General features: G+C 68.9%; 16 protein-coding genes and 1 tRNA gene. 7 read left to right on the forward strand and 10 right to left on the reverse strand.

Features of this window, described 5'->3' with window-relative positions; all coding sequences use genetic code 11:
• Positions 1–32: 32 nt before the first annotated feature.
• Positions 33–1262 (reverse strand): lipase family protein, encoded by a 1230-nt coding sequence (locus CFP71_RS26670; RefSeq protein WP_167406287.1) that lies wholly within the window; start codon positions 1260–1262, stop codon positions 33–35.
• A gap of 235 nt (positions 1263–1497) precedes the next feature.
• Positions 1498–1701, reverse strand: a complete 204-nt coding sequence (locus CFP71_RS26675; RefSeq protein ID WP_016330817.1) for a cold-shock protein — start codon at positions 1699–1701, stop codon at positions 1498–1500.
• 212 nt (positions 1702–1913) lie between these two features.
• Between CFP71_RS26675 and CFP71_RS26680 the strand changes: the two genes are divergently transcribed.
• Together CFP71_RS26680 and CFP71_RS26685 are read left to right on the forward strand one after the other, a co-directional pair.
• Positions 1914–2747 (forward strand): alpha/beta fold hydrolase, encoded by an 834-nt coding sequence (locus CFP71_RS26680; protein ID WP_093936690.1) that lies wholly within the window; start codon positions 1914–1916, stop codon positions 2745–2747.
• A gap of 32 nt (positions 2748–2779) precedes the next feature.
• Complete coding sequence (locus CFP71_RS26685; protein WP_093936691.1) at positions 2780–3526, forward strand: MerR family transcriptional regulator; 747 nt, start codon at positions 2780–2782, stop codon at positions 3524–3526.
• Here the strand turns inward: CFP71_RS26685 and CFP71_RS26690 are convergent.
• Complete coding sequence (locus CFP71_RS26690; RefSeq protein ID WP_093936692.1) at positions 3493–5016, reverse strand: nucleobase:cation symporter-2 family protein; 1524 nt, start codon at positions 5014–5016, stop codon at positions 3493–3495. The genes CFP71_RS26685 and CFP71_RS26690 overlap by 34 nt on opposite strands.
• A gap of 160 nt (positions 5017–5176) precedes the next feature.
• Here CFP71_RS26690 and CFP71_RS26695 point away from each other — a divergent pair, with 160 nt between their 5' ends.
• Entirely contained in the window at positions 5177–6388 is a 1212-nt protein-coding gene (locus tag CFP71_RS26695; RefSeq protein WP_093936693.1) for an amidohydrolase family protein, read from the forward strand.
• Here the strand turns inward: CFP71_RS26695 and CFP71_RS26700 are convergent.
• Genes CFP71_RS26700 through CFP71_RS26710 form a run of 3 tightly spaced genes read right to left on the reverse strand, consistent with a single transcriptional unit; the run spans position 6385 to position 9552 of the window.
• Positions 6385–7296, reverse strand: coding sequence for a trypsin-like serine peptidase (locus tag CFP71_RS26700; RefSeq protein WP_093936694.1), 912 nt, complete (start codon positions 7294–7296; stop codon positions 6385–6387). The genes CFP71_RS26695 and CFP71_RS26700 overlap by 4 nt on opposite strands.
• Positions 7297–7338: 42 nt before the next feature.
• Positions 7339–7959, reverse strand: coding sequence for a PadR family transcriptional regulator (locus CFP71_RS26705; protein ID WP_093936695.1), 621 nt, complete (start codon positions 7957–7959; stop codon positions 7339–7341).
• 12 nt (positions 7960–7971) lie between these two features.
• On the reverse strand, positions 7972–9552 hold the full coding sequence (locus tag CFP71_RS26710; protein ID WP_093936696.1) for an FAD-dependent monooxygenase: 1581 nt from the start codon (positions 9550–9552) through the stop codon (positions 7972–7974).
• A 93-nt stretch (positions 9553–9645) separates the two neighbouring features.
• Between CFP71_RS26710 and CFP71_RS26715 the strand changes: the two genes are divergently transcribed.
• Positions 9646–10146, forward strand: coding sequence for a polyketide cyclase (locus CFP71_RS26715; protein ID WP_093936697.1), 501 nt, complete (start codon positions 9646–9648; stop codon positions 10144–10146).
• A gap of 377 nt (positions 10147–10523) precedes the next feature.
• On the opposite strand, the gene CFP71_RS26720 is transcribed toward CFP71_RS26715, so the two are convergent.
• From CFP71_RS26720 to CFP71_RS26735, 4 genes are all read right to left on the reverse strand, one after another.
• Complete coding sequence (locus tag CFP71_RS26720; protein ID WP_093936698.1) at positions 10524–11183, reverse strand: response regulator transcription factor; 660 nt, start codon at positions 11181–11183, stop codon at positions 10524–10526.
• Positions 11168–12346, reverse strand: a complete 1179-nt coding sequence (locus CFP71_RS26725; protein WP_208636044.1) for a sensor histidine kinase — start codon at positions 12344–12346, stop codon at positions 11168–11170. Before CFP71_RS26725 ends, CFP71_RS26720 begins: the two co-directional genes overlap by 16 nt.
• Positions 12347–12491: 145 nt before the next feature.
• Positions 12492–12896, reverse strand: coding sequence for a hypothetical protein (locus tag CFP71_RS26730; protein WP_143267163.1), 405 nt, complete (start codon positions 12894–12896; stop codon positions 12492–12494).
• Positions 12897–13397: 501 nt separating this feature from the next.
• Positions 13398–13470: transfer RNA gene (locus tag CFP71_RS26735), tRNA-Lys, on the reverse strand.
• 99 nt (positions 13471–13569) lie between these two features.
• On the opposite strand from CFP71_RS26735, the gene CFP71_RS26740 reads away from it, so the two are divergent.
• From CFP71_RS26740 to CFP71_RS26750, 3 genes are all read left to right on the forward strand, one after another.
• Positions 13570–14109: a DinB family protein gene (locus CFP71_RS26740; protein ID WP_093936700.1), complete on the forward strand. Its 540-nt coding sequence runs from the start codon at positions 13570–13572 to the stop codon at positions 14107–14109.
• Between the two features lie 25 nt (positions 14110–14134).
• A complete protein-coding gene (locus CFP71_RS26745; protein WP_093936701.1) occupies positions 14135–15508 on the forward strand; it encodes a nitrosuccinate lyase in 1374 nt (457 codons plus the stop codon).
• Positions 15509–15590: 82 nt separating this feature from the next.
• Positions 15591–16586 (forward strand): SCO0930 family lipoprotein, encoded by a 996-nt coding sequence (locus tag CFP71_RS26750; RefSeq protein WP_093936702.1) that lies wholly within the window; start codon positions 15591–15593, stop codon positions 16584–16586.
• Positions 16587–16591: the final 5 nt, after the last annotated feature.

Raw genomic sequence — 16591 nt, forward strand, 5'->3', positions numbered from 1 at the left:
CGTGGGCCCGGCCACCCGCCCCGCGCCCACGCCTAGAACCGACCGCAGTTTCCCACCGCCGGTTTCCCGGCGAAACGCTCGCTCAGCCAGTTCGCCGCGTTGCCTTGGGCACCGGTGATGCCCAGGACGTGGGAGAACACCGGGCTGAACGACGGGATGTCCTGGAAGCGCACGTCGGCGCCCTTGGCGCACCAGTCCTTGCCGAGCTGCCTGCCGACGCTCGACGGGATGACGTCGTCGTTCGGCGTGTGTTCGACCAGCACCGGTGCCGCCGGCTTGAGCGTCCCGACGCGGTTGGCCGCGACGATCCCCCGGAAGGGCTCTTGGTCCAGGTACGCCGAGACCGGGCGCCCGTCCTTGGTCAGCTGGCCGGAGTTCTTGTACATGTACTTGAAGACGGCGTCCAGCGTGCAGGTGGTGCGCGCCTCGTCGAACAGCTGCTTGCCGGCGTCGTTGGCCAGGTCCAGGATCCCGGCTTCCGGATAGGCCGCGTTCAGGCCGATCAGCGAGTACCCCAGGAATCCGACGTACATGCCACCGTCGAGGCTCTTCGCGAGGACCGCCTTGTCCGCGGGAGCCGCTCCGACGTAGGCGCCCTTCAGGTCCAGCTCGGGGGCGTACGCGGGCGCCAGTTCGACGGCCGAAGCCGAAGCGCCGCCACCTTCCGAATAGCCCGCGACACCGACGGGTGACGCGGCAGAAAGCCCGGCGCCGGGCAGGCGTTGCGCCGCCCGAAGGACGTCGAGCACGGCGTGCGCTTCGGCCTCCCGCACCACGTACGTGTGTTCACCCGGCGTCCCGAGTCCCTGGTAGTCGGTCTGGGCCACCGCGAAGCCCTTGTCCAGCAAGGCACTCACGAACGAGCTCTGGAACGACGACACGAAGTCGCCGCCCTCGCCCGCCAGCGCTTTCGACGGCGCGCATTGATCGCCCATCCCCGCGGTGAACGGCGCGTACGCCACGATCGGGCGTTGTCCCGGCCCGCTCCACGCCTTGTCCGGCACCAGGACCGTGCCCGTCACCGGGATCGCGCGGTTCGCGGTGTCCCGGCTCAGGTACATGACCCGGGTCGACTTCGCGCCGGTGAACTTCGACGGCAACGTCTTGAGCACGTCGCCGTCGGCACCCGGAGGAAGCGGTGACGGTGGCTCGTAGAAACCGGGGTCGGCGCCGGCGGGAGCCGCGACGAAGGACAACAGGGCGGCGGTCACCACGCTGGTCACCAGGGCACGCCGAAGGGAGAGCCGGGAAGAAAAGCGCATGCTGAACCCCACTGATGAGTTCGGTTTCCTCTCGCCGGATCAGCGAGAGGAAACCCACAGTGGAGGTGGGCGAGAGGGCCGTCAACCAGCGGTTTCGAGCCTTGTCAGCTCGCTGAGCACGCGTTTCCGCGTTTTTGTGATCCGCCGTCGTGTCTCCGCGCCGCGCGGCCCGAAGGCCCTGAAACGCCCGAAGGCCCCCACCCGGATCGGATGGAGGCCTTCGGCGTGAAAAAAGTCAGATGGCGACGACGCGCTGGGCCTGCGGGCCCTTCTGACCTTGGCCGATCTCGAACTCGACGCGCTGCCCTTCGTCCAGGGACTTGAAGCCAGTGCCCTGAATCTCCGAGTAGTGCACGAAAACGTCCGGTCCGCCGTCGTCCTGAGCGATGAAGCCGAAGCCCTTTTCGCCGTTGAACCACTTAACGCTGCCCTGAGCCATACTTTTTTACCTGCTCTTCATAGCGAGTCTGAGCCCATTCGATGCCCCGATCTCGCCCGTCATTCTCGCAGGTCTTGTCGCTTCGCACACCTCCCCGTGCCGAATTCGTGCGAATTCCCAGGTCAGAGTCACCCTTGGCGAGTCGGCCGGATGGTCAGGTCCCCGCGCGAAGGCTTGACCTTGACCCTGCGTCAGGGTCCGAGCCTTGCCGTATGACGCACACACCACCCCTCGGAGGGTTCCAGGAGATCGACGGCCGCCGCCTCTTCGCGCACCGGTCGGGCGGCGGCGGGCCTGCCGTCGTGTTCCTGCCGGGCGCGAGCGCGGTCGGCCTGGACTACTTCGGCGTCCAGCAGGAGGTCTCGCGGTTCACCACCGCCGTGCTGTACGACCGCGGCGGCACGGGCTACAGCGATCCCCTGCCGCTGCCGCGCACCGCCACCGCGGTCGCCACGGAACTGCGTGAGCTGCTGCTCGCCCTGGACGTCACCGCCCCGTACGTCCTGGCGGCGCATTCCCTCGGCGGCTTCTACGCGCATCGGTTCGCGCAGCTCCACCCGCACGAGGTCGCCGGGCTGGTCTTCCTGGACGCCCTCCACCCGGAGTGGGACGACTTCATGCCGCCCGCCGCGAGCCTGGCCCAGGCCGAGCGGCCGTCGCCGGAGCCCGACCGAGCGGCCCTTCGCGAGATGTACGCCGAGCTGCGCGCGGCCTATCCGGAAGGCCTTCGCGAAGCCCTGGTCGAGGCCAAGGTGAGCGACGAATGGCTCCGCGCCGGCGCCGCCGAGCGCACCGGGCTGACCGGCCTCGCCGCCGAACTGCGGGCCGGGCCGGGACTCCCCGACGTCCCGGTCGTCGCGCTCACCGTCGCGGGCGCCGGCCGGACCGAGCTCGACGAAGCCAAGACGAAGCTGGACGCGGCCGTGGTGAGCGGGTTTTCCCGCGGGGAGCAGCGCGTCCTCACCGGCACGCTCCATCACCGGCTCTGCTTCGACCGCCCCGATGCCGTGGTCCAGGCGATCCGCGACGTCGTCGGTCGCTCCTAGACTCGGCGGTGTTCCCGGAACCAGGAGGACAGGTGCTCACGATCGGCCAGCTCGCCGCGACCGCGGGCGTGACCGTGCGCGCCGTCCGCCACTACCACCACGTCGGCCTGCTGCCCGAGCCCGAACGCGACGCCTCCGGATATCGCCGGTACAGCGCGCAGGCGGCCGTGGACCTCATCCGGATCGGGACCCTCGCCGACGCCGGGGTGCCGCTGGCCCGCGTCGACGCGCTGCTGCACGCCCAGCCCGCCGAATTCGCCGCCGCCATCACCGAGATCGACGCCGAACTGCGGCGCAAGATCGACAGGCTCGCCGAAAACCGCCTCCGGATCGCCGAACTGACCGGCGGCGAACGGCTCGTCCTGCCGCCCGGCGTGGTCGCCCTCCTGGATCGGATGCGCGGCCTGGGTGTGAGCGAGCAGCGGGTGCTGCTGGAACGCGACGCGTGGATCCTGATGCGGGCGCTGGATCCGCGCGCCGTGCCGGAGCGGCTTCGGGACAAGAACGCCGCATTCGACGACCCCGAGACATTGCGGGTCTATCTGGCCTGCGATCAGGCTGTCGGCTGGGATCCGCGTGATCCGCGGCTGGACGGGCTCATCGACGACCTCGACGCCTGGGAGATCGAGCACGAGCGGGACGGTGGGCGGCCGGGATACCGGGAGCTGGTCGTCTCCCGGATCTCCGAGGCGTCACCGGCGTGGCGACGCGTCGTCGACGAACTCACCCACCGCGCCCTGCGGCGTCAGTGCGCGTCCGGCTCCGAGCCGATCCGGTAGTGCACGGGGCGGCCGTCCGCGTCCCGCACCGGGACCGGCTTGCCCTCGGCGTCCACGATCTTGCCGTCGACGATCTTGTCGCCGTTCTTGAGCTGGGACAGGGCTTTGAGGTCGGAGTAGTCGATCACTCGCGTAGCCGTCGCGAACACCGACGGGTCGCTGCCCGCCTTGCCCGGCTTCAGATGGTTGAACACCAGGTTCAGTACGACGGCCAAGAGCGCGGCGGAGCTGATCCCCGAATGGAAGATCGTACCGACCCACGCCGGGAAATGGTGGTAGAAGTCCGGAATCGCGATCGGGACCATGCCTAGACCGACCGAGGCGGCGACGATGACGAGGTTCAGGTTACCGTCGTAGTCCACCTTGGACAGAGTCTTGATGCCTGACGCCGCGACCGTGCCGAACAGCACGAGACCGGCGCCGCCCAGGACCGGGTAAGGGATCGCGGCGACCACCCGGCCGAGGATCGGGAGCATCCCGAGTACCAGCAGGACCACACCTCCGGCGGTCACCACGAACCTGCTCCGGACCCCGGTGATCGCGACCAGGCCGACGTTCTGGGCGAACGCGCTCTGGGTGAAACCGTTGAAGACCGGCGCGATCGCCGAGGACGCCATGTCGGCGCGCAGGCCGTCGCCGATCCGGCGCCTGCCGACCCGCGTGCCGACGATCTCGCCCACCGCGAGGAGGTCGGCCGTGGTCTCGGTGAGGGTCACCAGCACGACGATGGACATCGACACGATCGCGGCGATGTCGAAGGTCGGCGCGCCGAAGCCGAACGGTGTCGGCAACGCGAAGATCGGGCCGTCCCCGACCTCGGAGAAATCGGCCTTGCCCAGCAGGGCGGCCAGCACGGTCCCCACCACGATCGACAGCAGGATCGACAGGCGCGAGATCGCCGGGACCGCGACCTTGCTGAGCACCAGCACGATCGCGAGGGTCAGCGCGGCCAGCCCGATGTTGGAGACCGAGCCGAAGTCCGGCGCCTTGTCGTTGTTGCCCATCGCCCACTTGGCCGCGACCGGCATCAGGCTGAGCCCGATCACCGTGATCACCGTCCCGGTGACGACCGGCGGGAAGTACTTCACCAGCCGGGAGAACACCGGCGTGATGAGCAGGCCGAGCACCGACGAGGCGATCACGGAGCCGAACACCGCCGGGAGTCCGCCGTCGGCCACGATCGCGGTCATCGTCGCCACTCCGGCGAAGGAAGTGCCCTGGACCAGCGGCAGCCGCGAACCGAAGAACGGCACGCCGTACGACTGCAGGATCGTCGCCAGCCCGCCGATGAACAGGCACGACGCGACGAGCAGCCCGATCTCGGCGGGCGAGACGCCCGCGGCGCCGCCGATGATCAGCGGTGGCGCGATGATCCCGCCGTACATCGTCAGGACGTGCTGGAAGCCGTAAGTGAAACTCTTGCCGATCCCGAGCCGTTCGTCCTCGGGCCCACCCCTCGCGGCCGCTGCGGTCTGCGTCCTCTTCACCATGGATCCGCCTCTCGGTAGAAGCGAGCGATGCCGGGCAATTTCAATCTGCGGAGGTTAACTTCCACATAGCAGAACAATCAAGACCCGATTTCAGCAGGTGATTGCCACCGGGTACCGGCTTTGGTATACCAAATAGGGTTCGTCGAGAGAGGTGTGCTCAGTGTTGATCCGGGACGTCCGCCCCTGGGGTGGACAGCGCAGTGACGTCGAAGTGGCCGATGGCCGGATCACCGCGGTACGGCCGCACGACCCCGCCGCCACGGCGGCGCCCGGCACCGTCGAAGGACGCGGGCGGCTGCTGGTCCCGTCGTTCAGCGACGTGCACGTCCACCTGGACTCGACTCGCGTCGGCCTGCCGTTCCGGCCGCACACCGGCGCGCCGGGCGTGTGGGCGATGATGCTGAACGACCGCGAGAACTGGCGCGACGCCGAGGTTCCACTGCCCGAGCGCGTCGCCGGGACGCTGGAGCGGATGATCGCCAACGGCACCACGCGGGTGCGCACCTACGCGCAGGTGGACGTCGACTGCAAGCTGGAGAAGCTCGACGCCGTACTCGCCGCGAAGGAGCGCTTCGCCGGGCACGCGGACGTCGAGATCATGGCGTTCCCGCAGGCCGGGATCCTGCGCGAACCCGGCACCGTGGACGTGCTGGAGGCTTCGCTGCGCTCGGGCGCCACGGTCGTCGGCGGGATCGACCCGTGCTCGTTGGACAAGGACCCCAAGGGGCACCTGGACGTCGTGTTCGGCCTCGCCGAGAAGTACGGCGTCGAGGTGGACATCCACCTGCACGAACCTGGCCACCTCGGCGTTTTCTCGACCGATCTGGTGATCGAGCGGGTCCGCGCGCTGGACATGCGCGGCAAGGTGACCATGTCGCACGCGTACGAACTGGGGTCGGTCTCGGAATCGGTGAGCCGCCGCCTGATCGACACGTTCGCGGAGCTGGACATCGCGATGGCGACCGTCGCACCGTCCGTCGACGGCCAGCTGTCGCTGGCGGACCTCACGACCGCGGGCGTGCGCGTCGGCCTCGGCGAGGACGGTCAGCGGGATTACTGGAGCCCATACGGCAACTGCGATCTGCTCGACCGCACCTGGCAACTGGCCTTCACCCACGGTTTCCGTCGCGACGACCTGATCGAAATGGCCCTGGCCGTCGCGACCATGGGCGGCGCTTCGATCCTGAGCCACGACGTCCCGCGGCTGGCGAGCATCGCCGACCGCCCGGGCGTGGCCGTCGGCGACCGCGCCGACCTGCTGCTGGTGGACGGCGAAACCCCGACGAGCGCGGTGATGGACCGCGGCAAGGACCGCACGGTGCTGCACGACGGCGTCGTCGTGGCGGACGGTCTTTCGGTGGTCGAGCTCTAGAGTTCGCCCGCTCGCTCGTACAGCTTCCGCACCGGCTCGGTCAACGCGGCGCCGCTGAGGTCCGTCGTCACGCCGTCCTCGGTCATCGTCCCCCGGCTCGTGACACTGAAGATGGTGCCCTTGCCGGTGGCGGGATCGAAGTTCCGCAGCCACGGACCGCCACTGGAGCCGCCCGCGAGGTCGCAATCGGTGTTCCACGTCGCGTTGACGGAGTTCTCCTTGAACGTGGCGGGTCGCTCGCAAGAGAACAACGCCTCACCACCGGCCGCCTTCGACACCGGGTAGCCGAACATGGTCGTGTCCACAGTGGACGGAAGCTTCTCGAACGAGATGTTCTGGGTGCCCGCGACGTCGGCGACGTGGTGACCGTCGACCGGATCCAGGGCGATCACCGCGTCGTCGTCCGACCCGCTCATCGGCCCCGAATACGTGCTGGACCAGGCGAAGGCTCGAGCCGCGAACACCCCGTGCGGCGCTTCGCCGTGGTCGTAACCCGGGACGAACACGACGTTGACGATCTTGATCGGGTTGTCGAACCGGTCCAGCCCGCCGTTCACGCAGTGCCCGGCGGTGAAGGCGACATCCTTGCTGGAGCTGGGAACCACGGTCGCCGTGCAGGATCCGTCGACCCCGGGCCGGGCGGTGAAGAACAGCCGCCCGACCCCCGACGGCACCGGCCCCTCCCATTCGCGGCCGATCTTCTCGGCGGGCGGCAACTCGTCGTCACCCACCCACTGACGCATCCGCTCCGGCGTCCAATGCGCCAGCGCCGCCGCCCGGTCGGCCTCGCTCACCGTGGTCACCACCTGGTCGTCGGCCGCGGACGCAGGCGCGGCGACCACCGCCGTCGCGGCGCCCAGAGCGGCCGAGAGGGCGACGACACGGCGAGTTGCGCGCTTCAAGTCCATGATCAAGAGACGCACCGGACGCCGGGAAGGTTGTTCACCGGATCAGGCGCCGTCGGCGAAACCCTTCAGCTGATCGGCTTCCAGCTTTTCGAGCGTCCGTCGCAGCCAGCCGATCTCGGCGCTCGCCATGGCCCGCTGGTAGTCCGCGTCGACGAGGTGGATCGAGTCCACAGAGCCGTCGAAATCGGCCAGCCGGGCGTCGATCTCGGTCTCGAAGCCGGCGAGGCTCCGTTCGCAGGTCTCGAGCCGCTCGCGCAACGCGGCCACCGCCTCGGATTTCGAGATCGACGCCACGAACGCCAGCGCCGCGGGGAACTCCGGGTACTCCACGGCGGGAACCCGCAGCATTTCGCGCACCCACTCCTTGGACACCTGGACACCGCGCTCGGTGGTACGGAAAACGGTGCGCTCCGGACGGTTCTCGTGCTTGGCCGTCTCGTGCACGGCGATCAGCCCGTCGCGCTCCAGCCTGCGCATCGTCTGATAGATCGCGTTTCGCTGACTGACGTTGATGACACGGTCCTTGTCCCAATCGACGATCCGCTGACGCAGCCCGTACGGATGCTTGGGTTCCACGGCGAGCAGCAGCAGGACGGCCATGGCCAGTGGAGAACGGCGGACTGTCGCCGTGTCCGTCTCCTCGTCGTTCGGATGTCCAGTCACGGATCAATCATTTCAGCCTCTCCGCAGGATCGCGCGAAACGCCTCGGCCAGCGCCTCCGACGGCCGGGCGGTCGCCGGACTAAGCCAGGCCACGTAACCGTCGGGGCGGATCAGCGCGGCACCACCCGCGCCGACCGGATAGCGCTCGCCCCAAAGGTTCTCCGGGTCGGTGAGGCCACCGACCGCGCCGATCCGGAACGCCCGGAGCGGGACGGAAAGCCGAGCCGAGACCTCGCCCGCGGCCTCGACCCACGCGGCACCGTCCGCACCGGCGAACAGGACGAAGCCACGGCCGAACAGGTCGTGCGTCGACAGCCGCGCACCGTCGCGCTCCACCCACAAGTGCGGCGCGCGCACCCCCGGCCGCGCCACCTTGCCCAGCGTGTCACCGAAAACGGTGTCGTGCCCGGCGCCGATGACCGCGGAGGACCAGTAGCGCTGCCCCAGCGTCCACAACTGGTCGTCCGTGGTGTCGTCCTCGATCTCGGTGCTGTTGCGCTTCATCTGCCTGTGCACCACGAGGTCCGACAGTTCGACGGCGACGGTGTGCCGCTCGTCGTGGTAGGTGTCGAGCAGACCCTCTCCAGCCCAGCCGTGCACCACTCCGGCGATCTTCCAGGCCAGGTTGTAGCCGTCCTGCACTCCGGTGTTGGCGCCCATCGCGCCCGCGGGCGGCCACACGTGCGCGGCGTCGCCCGCGAGGAAGACACGGCCTTCGCGGTACCGGTCGGCGATGCCGATGGCCTGCTCCCAGGCGGCCACGTCTTCGATCTCCACCGCCAGGTCGTCCCGGCCGATCGCGGCCCGGACGTCCGCGACACAGCGCTCGGCGGTGAAGTCGGCGATCGATTCGCCCGCCGCCGGGTCGTAACCGACGCTCATCCCCCAGCGATCGGGCCGGGCCGTGGTCACCAGGCCGCCACCGACCTTCTCGTTCACGATGATCCAGAACAGCGCCGGCTTCCGCACGAACTCCGAAAGGTCGGCGCGGAAGACGATGCTCACCGAATGCTGGATCACGCCGGGGCCGGTGCGGTGGATGCCGAGCCGCTCCCGGATCGGGCTGCGGTGCCCGTCCGCGGCGACGACGTAGTCCGCCCGCACGGTCTGCTCGACGCCGGTCGCCCGGTCGCGGACGACCGCGGTCACGCCGTCGTCTTTGGTGACGACGGAGACCACTTCGGTGTCGAAGCGGTGCCTGGCACCCAGTTCACGAGCGGCGGCGATCAGAATTGGCTCGACCGCGCCCTGATCGGCCTGGCAGAACTCGCCGGGGCTGAGATCCGGCCAGCTCCGCGGCGCGGCGTCACCGAACAGCCAATGCCATTCGCCCGCCAGTGTCTCGCAGCGGGCGACGCCCCAGTCGTCCTTGAAGGGCTTACCGGCCTCCCGGATGGCCTCTTCCAGACCCAGCGCGCGGTAGATCTCCATGGTCCGCTGGTTGATCCCCCGCGCCCGGCCCTGGATCGAGGCACCTGGATGCCGGTCGACCAGCAAGGTGCGAACCCCCTGTTCGGCAAGGAACAAGGTGGTCGCCAACCCGACCAGGCCGCCACCCACTACGAGAACCGGAACCTGCTCGTCGTCCGCCATACGTCTCCCCCTCCGAAGGTTCTGCTATAGCCATAGAATTACTAGCTATATTATGACTATGTCAAGGCGAAGGTTGTCCGGAAGAATGGGCGCATGATCGGTGACCGATGGGGCGTGAGCGACGACGAGATCGCACGCGGCTACCCGTGCGACGACTTCGTCACCTCGCCCACCTTGAAGGCGTGGCGAGGCGTGACCGTCGAGGCGCCCGTCGACGCGGTGTGGCCTTGGGTCGTCCAGCTGCGGCTGGCGCCGTATTCCTACGACTGGATCGACAACCTCGGCCGCCGCTCACCTCGCGAGCCGGTGGCACTTCCCGACCCCCGAGTCGGGGACAAGTTCACCGCCGCCGGTGGGCGCGAACTCGGCCGAATCGTCTCGGTCGCCCCAGGCGAACAGCTGACGGCCGCCATCATGGGCGCCTTCATGTCCTATGTGCTCGTGCCCCGGGATCGAGACACTTCGCGCCTGCTGTTGAAGGTCGTCATGCGTACCAACCGTTTGGTGGCCATCGGGGTGTCCGTCGGCGATCTGCTCATGGCGCGACGGCAACTGCTCAACTTCAAGCAGCTCGCCGAACGACACCGGCGCTGACTCCACAGGGAAGATCCACGCATGGCTCGAACCCAGAACCTACGGATCAAAAGCCAGCGGGTTCGACTGCGGTGATCGCGAAGCTGTGGCGGTTTACAAGGATTCTTACCTGCGGTGGCGCCTCGTTCACGATCTCGGTCCGTGTCGGCGTTACCTCTCACAGGGTGTGTGTCAACGGTCAGATGTTGGATTAGTGGTGACAAGGGCGACGTGCACAGCGGCACGCGCGGCCACGAGGACCGAGCACAGCGTCGCCATCCCTTCGCCGAGGATCGTCAATATCGCTCGCGCGGTCGGTCACGGCATTGACAGGGGACAGTCCCGGCCCGGCAAGCGGTCGACCAGGCGAGTACACGCTGTGCCGATGTGTGTCTCGGCTATCGGCGACGGGTGGAGTCGTCCAGGTAGGCGAGGACGGCGAGGACGCGTCGATTGGCGGAGAGGTCGGTGGCCAGTCCGAGCTTGTCGAAGGTGGTTGTCGTGTATTTGCTGACGGCTCCCTTACTCAGATGCAGCATGCGGGCGATCGCGGCGTTCGAGAGGCCCTCGGCCATCAGCGCGAGCATCTCGCGTTCGCGATCGGTCAGCGCCGCCAGCGCGGACTTCGGCCCGGGTCGTTCCAGGAGCCTGGTTATGACGGCCGGATCGAGGGCTGTTCCCCCGGCCGCGACGCGCTCGAGGTTGTCGAAGAATTCGTCGCCGTCGAACACACGATCTTTGAGGAGGTAGCCGATGCCGCCGGCTCCGTCGGCGACGAGTTCACGTGCGTAGAGCTGCTCGACGTGTTGGGAGAGCACCAGGATCGGCAGGCCCGGGATGTTTTTCCGGGCGGCCAGCGCGGCTCTGAGGCCGTCGTCGGTGTTGTCCGGCGGCATCCGCACATCGATAAGTCCGATGTCCGGTCGGTGTCGTAGGAGCGCGTCCAGGGTCTCTGGGCCGGTGGCGGTCGTGGCGACGACATCGTGCCCGAAGGCATCCAGGAGCCTTGCAAGGCCTTCGCGGAGGAGGAACTGGTCTTCGGCTAAAACGACGCGCACGGCATCCTCACGGTGATCGTGGTCGGTCCACCGACCGGGCTGTGGATGTCGAGCACCGCGTCGAACACGTCGAGCCGTCGGCGGATCCCGTCCAGACCGCTCCCCGGCCGCGGGGAGGCTCCACCCGCGCCGGTGTCACGGACCGTGATGGTGACGAACTCGGTGTCCGAGGCGATGGTGACGGCGGCATGGTCGGTGTGGGCATGTTTGGTGACGTTGGTGAGCAGCTCGCCGGTGGCGAAGAAGAGTGCCGCGGCCAGAGGCGATGGCAGACGCAGTCCGTCGTCCCCAGTGACGGTGACGTCGAGGGGGCCGTCCAACGCGGCGGCCCGAATCGCCGGCACCAGGCCGCGTTCGACCAACACCGGGGGGTACACACCCCGAACGAGGTCGCGTAACTCGTTCAGGGATGCGCGGGTGCCTTCGCGCGCGGCCTTGAGCATCGCCTCGGCACGCTCCGGATCGGCCTTGACGAGCCGTTCCGCCGCCGCCAGGTCGAGCCCGACCGCCACTAGCCGGGCCTGTGCACCGTCGTGCAGATCGCGTTCGATTCGGCGGATCTCCGCGTCATGGGCGGCGGAGAGGTCGGCCCGCTGGGTTTTCCAATCAGCGGGCGACTTTTCGTCTGCGGCCGGGGCGAGCCATCGCCGCGCCAGGGGAACGACAAGCCGCCACGTCCAAGGTGCGATCGACAGGCCGACAACGAGTAGGCACACCCCGATACCGGCGGATGCCGACGTGGTGGATGCACACACGACGATCGCGGCGATGACAGCTGCGCAGGGAACCGCGCCCACGATGCCGATCGTGACGGCGGCGAGCACGACCCAGCGCACTTCCCGCCAATACGCCGGTTCGCTGATCCGCCGCACCCGTTGATCCATCCGGGCATCCTTCTGGCTGCGCTCGTAGGAGACACCGTTCCACCAGAACCCGGTCGCCAGCCTCACCGGCTCCGCAAGCGGACGGAAACCCGACTCGACGCGCACAGACGTCCACTGCAGGATCAGCCGACGGAACATCTCGGCCACCGGGTGTGCGAGAGCGAGCGTGACCGGGACTCCGATCAGGGCGAGGCCGGCCCAGGACCACGGGTTCGTCCACGACCATGGCGCTCCGAGCACGCCGAAGGCGGCAAGCACCGGCAGGAGCGCGACGCACACCGGGATGAGCAGGGCAAACCCGGCGAAGACGGTGGACCGGATGAAACCGTGGAGCACCACCGCCGCGGCACGACCAACCGGTGTCCACGGCCGTGGATCCCGCTGCCTCATCGTCGTTCTCCTCGCACCGTTGTCCCGTGTCGCCTCACGCCGCGGACAGGCGTCGGGCCCAGCGCCGGGAGACGACCGCGACCGGGATCAACGCCAGTGCCCCAAGCCCCTGAATCACTCCGTACCAGACCGGAGCGATTCCCGGGATGAAGTCGACCACGACCACCGCGACGGGGAGCACCGTGGACACCACACGCAGCCGCCCGACCATCCCCGCGGATCCTGCTCCCGCACTGCGCGCCACCCACAACAGGAACGGCGAGACCGCCACCAGGATGAGTGCCCGCACCCACATGAACGTGCTCGCCCCTTCACCCAGGAGAGTGACGCCGATCACGGATGCCAAGGCGATCGTGTTGAACACCAGGAAGATCCAGATGCACTTCCTCGCCAGCTCGAACTCCTCCCGCACGCTCGCCCCACGCAACTGCTCAGCCATCATGTTTCCTCTCGTCGAAGTCGTGCCACCACGCTAAGAAAAGCGCCCCTGCCGCAATACCGGTCTGAACCCACGATCGGGGTGGGGCTATCCCCACCAACCCTGGTGAGCCGATGGAGAGTCGCGACAAGACAGAGGACGGCAGCGCAGTCGCCGGCGTACTTGTCCGAGCACATTCAGCGAAGTGGGCAGGGTCGTGCCCGGCGACGTGAGCACCTCGGAACGCGAGCGCCGCGACCGGATTCCCCTTCTGTCGCGACAAAAGCGGGCCGTGCACCGCGCAGGCCCCGGCCTAACCGGAGGGAGTCGTTACCGATGTCGGCGCGGGATCGCCTGGCGGGATATGCCGGACGTGTTCGGTCCGTGGCAGCCGATCCGGACCTGGCCGCACCTGGCACGCGAACTGGTGGCCTCGGACACACAGCTGGCCACACGGATTTCTCAAACCTGAGCGAAGATCGTCAAAACCACCGTTTTCGCAGTTCAAACGGGGTGTTGGAGTGGGCCGCCTGGGGCTCGAACCCAGAACCTACGGATTAAAAGTCCGCAGCTCTACCAATTGAGCTAACGGCCCGTGCGGCTGAGTCTAGTAGACCGCCGCCGACCACCAGGATGGCGGGGCCGCCGCCGGAGCGCCACGGAATTGTCGGGGGTCTCTGCCAGGGTCGGGGGCATGGACACGATCCCCGACGAGAACTACTCACCCAGGTGGAAGGGCGACCGCCCGGAGCCCCCGCGCGTGGCGAGCGAGCGCGAGATCCTGACGTCCACGCTGGACTGGCATCGCCGCACCTTCGAGCTGAAGTGCGCGGGACTGACGCCGGAGCAGATGGCCCTGCGGTCGGCGGAGCCGTCGAGCATGTCGTTGCACGGGCTGCTCAGGCATCTCACCGGCACCGAGCGCTGGTGGTTCCGCGTGCAGTTCCTCGGCGAGGACGTCCCGCTGCTCTACTACTCCGACGATCGGCCCGAGCAGGACTTCGACGACACCGATGGCGACGTCGAGGCCGCGTGGGCGTTGTGGCGTGAGGAGTGCGAGCGGTCGAGGGAGATCGTCGCGGCCGCTTCGCTGGACGACACGGGCACGAGCCGTCGCGACGGGTCTCCGTTCTCCCTGCGGTGGCTGCTGACCCATCACATCGCCGAGTACGCGCGTCACGACGGCCACGCCGACCTGCTGCGCGAGCGCATAGACGGGAGGACAGGCCACTGAAACCCCGGAGTGCGATGCTGGGCCGATGAACGCCGATCCCGATTCCGGCCTCCTCTCCCCGGTCCGCGCCGGCACGCCCGCCGAGGCGGCGACGGGTGATCTCGCCTGGCTGCGAGCCCTGCTCGACGCGGAGGCGGCGCTCGCCAGGGCGCAGGCCAGCACGGGGCTGATCCCGCGGGAAGCCGCGGACGCGATCACCGACGCGGCCGCGAGGATCGAGATCGACGTGGTCGCGCTGGCGAGGGCCGCGCGGGAGACGGCGAATCCGGTCGTGGGGTTGATCAAGGAGCTGACCGAGGCGGCCGGGACGGAGTACGTCCATCGCGGCTCGACCAGCCAGGACGTCTTCGACACCGCGATGATGCTGGTCGCCGCGAGGACACGGGCGCTCATCGCGGCCGACCTCGAGGCGACGGCGAGCGCGCTGGAGGACCTCGCCCGCGCGCATCGCGACACGATCATGGCCGGGCGCACCCTCACCGCCCACGCGGTCCCGACCACGTTCGGGCTCAAGGCGGCGGGGTGGCGTCAGCTGACGCTCGACGCGCTCGACAGGCTGAACCGCGTCGTCCTGCCGGTCTCGCTGGGCGGCGCGGCGGGTACTCGGGCCGCGTACGCCGAGTACGCGCGCCTCGCCGGGCTGCCCGACGGCTATCCGCAGCGCCTGCAGACGGCCTTCGCCGAAGAGACCGGCCTCGCCGAGACCACACTCCCTTGGCACACGCTCCGCACCCCGACGGCCGACCTCGCGGCGGCGCTGTCGTTCACCGCCGCCGCGCTCGGCAAGATCGCTGTCGACGTCCAGTTCCTGACCCGCACCGAGGTCGGCGAGGTCACGGAACCGGCGGGCGAGGGCCGTGGCGGTTCTTCGGCGATGCCGCACAAACGCAATCCGGTGCTGGCGACGCTGATCCGCTCGGCCGCGCTCCAGGTCCCGGTGCTGGCCACCGGCGTCACCCAAGCCCTGGTCTCCGAGGACGAGCGGTCGGCGGGCGCGTGGCACGCCGAGTGGCAACTGCTGCGCGAATGCCTGCGGCTGACCGGCGGCGCCGCGCACACGGCGGCCGAGCTCGCGCGCGGTCTGGTCGTCGCGGGCGGACGCATGCGCGAGAACCTCGGGCTCACGCACGGCCAGATCGTGTCCGAGCGGCTCTCGACCGTGCTCGCCCCGCTGCTCGGCAAGACGCGGGCCAAGGAGGTCCTCGGGCACGCGTCCAAGCTCGCCCTCGAACAGGGCAAGCCTCTCGGCGAGGTCCTTTCCGGTCTACCGGAGATAACCGGAGTCCTGCCTGCGGAATCCCTGGCCGACCTGCTGGATCCCGCGAACTACACCGGCTCGGCCGGGGTGCTCACGGATGCCGCGCTTCAGGCCCGCGAAGAAAAACCGGGAACTTCTTGAACCGGTCCCGAACCGGGCCCGTGTAGGGGGTACAAGCTCACCGCGCCGAGCCGCGGAACCCCTACGAACAAGGAGAAATCCCATGCTTCGCAAGCGTTTCGTCGTCGCAGCGGCGTCCGCGGCCGCGGGCCTGGTGGCGCTGTCGGCCTGCTCCGGTGGCACCGAGACGGCGGCGCCCGCCGTCGCTCCGGCCGCCGCGGTGGCCGGAGCGGGCGGGAACGCCCCCGCGGCCAAGGGTGAGACCAAGGTGGCCGTGGCCGAAGCCGGGAATCTCGGGCAGATACTCGTCGACAAGGACGGGTTCACCTTGTACCGCTTCGACAAGGACAGCGCGAAGCCGCCGAAGTCCAATTGCGATGGTGACTGCGCGAAGACCTGGCCGCCGATGCTCGCCGAGGGCGAGGTCCGGATCGAAGGTGTGGACCAGTCCCTGGTCGGTGAGGTGACCCGCGCCGACGGCCGCAAGCAGGTCACCGTCGGTGGCTGGGCGCTCTACCGCTACGCCAAGGACACCAAGGCCGGCGAGTCGAAGGGACAGGGTGTCGGCAGCACCTGGTACGCCGCGAACACCAAGGGCGGCAAGGCGGGACAGGCCGAGAAGAAAGAGGCTCCGGCCGAGCAGAAGGACGGCGCCACGAAGCTGGTCGCGAGCGACGTCGACGGCATCGGACCGGCCATTGTGGACAAGGACGGCTTCACCCTCTACATGTTCACCAAGGACAAGAAGAACAAGCAGCCGACCTGCAACGGTGACTGCGCGAAGGCCTGGCCGCCCGTGCTCGCCGAGGGCGACGTCCAGCTCGAAGGCGTCGAGAAGAAGCTGCTCGGCACGGTGAAGCGCGCGGACGGCGCCATGCAGGTCACCGTCGGCGGCTGGCCCGTCTACCGCTACGCCAAGGACGCGAACGCCGGTGAAGCGAACGGCCATGGCGTCGGCGGCACCTGGTTCGTCATCGAGCCCGCCGGCTGCAAGAGCTCCGCGCCGGTGAAGAACAAGGCGGCTCAGAGCGGGAACGCCGCCCCCGAGAAGAAGGACGACGCTCCCGCCCAGTCCGGCGGTTCGGAGTACGGGTACTGAGACCG

The organism is Amycolatopsis thailandensis, from assembly GCF_002234405.1.
In the GTDB taxonomy this organism is placed as follows: Bacteria; Actinomycetota; Actinomycetes; order Mycobacteriales; family Pseudonocardiaceae; genus Amycolatopsis; species Amycolatopsis thailandensis.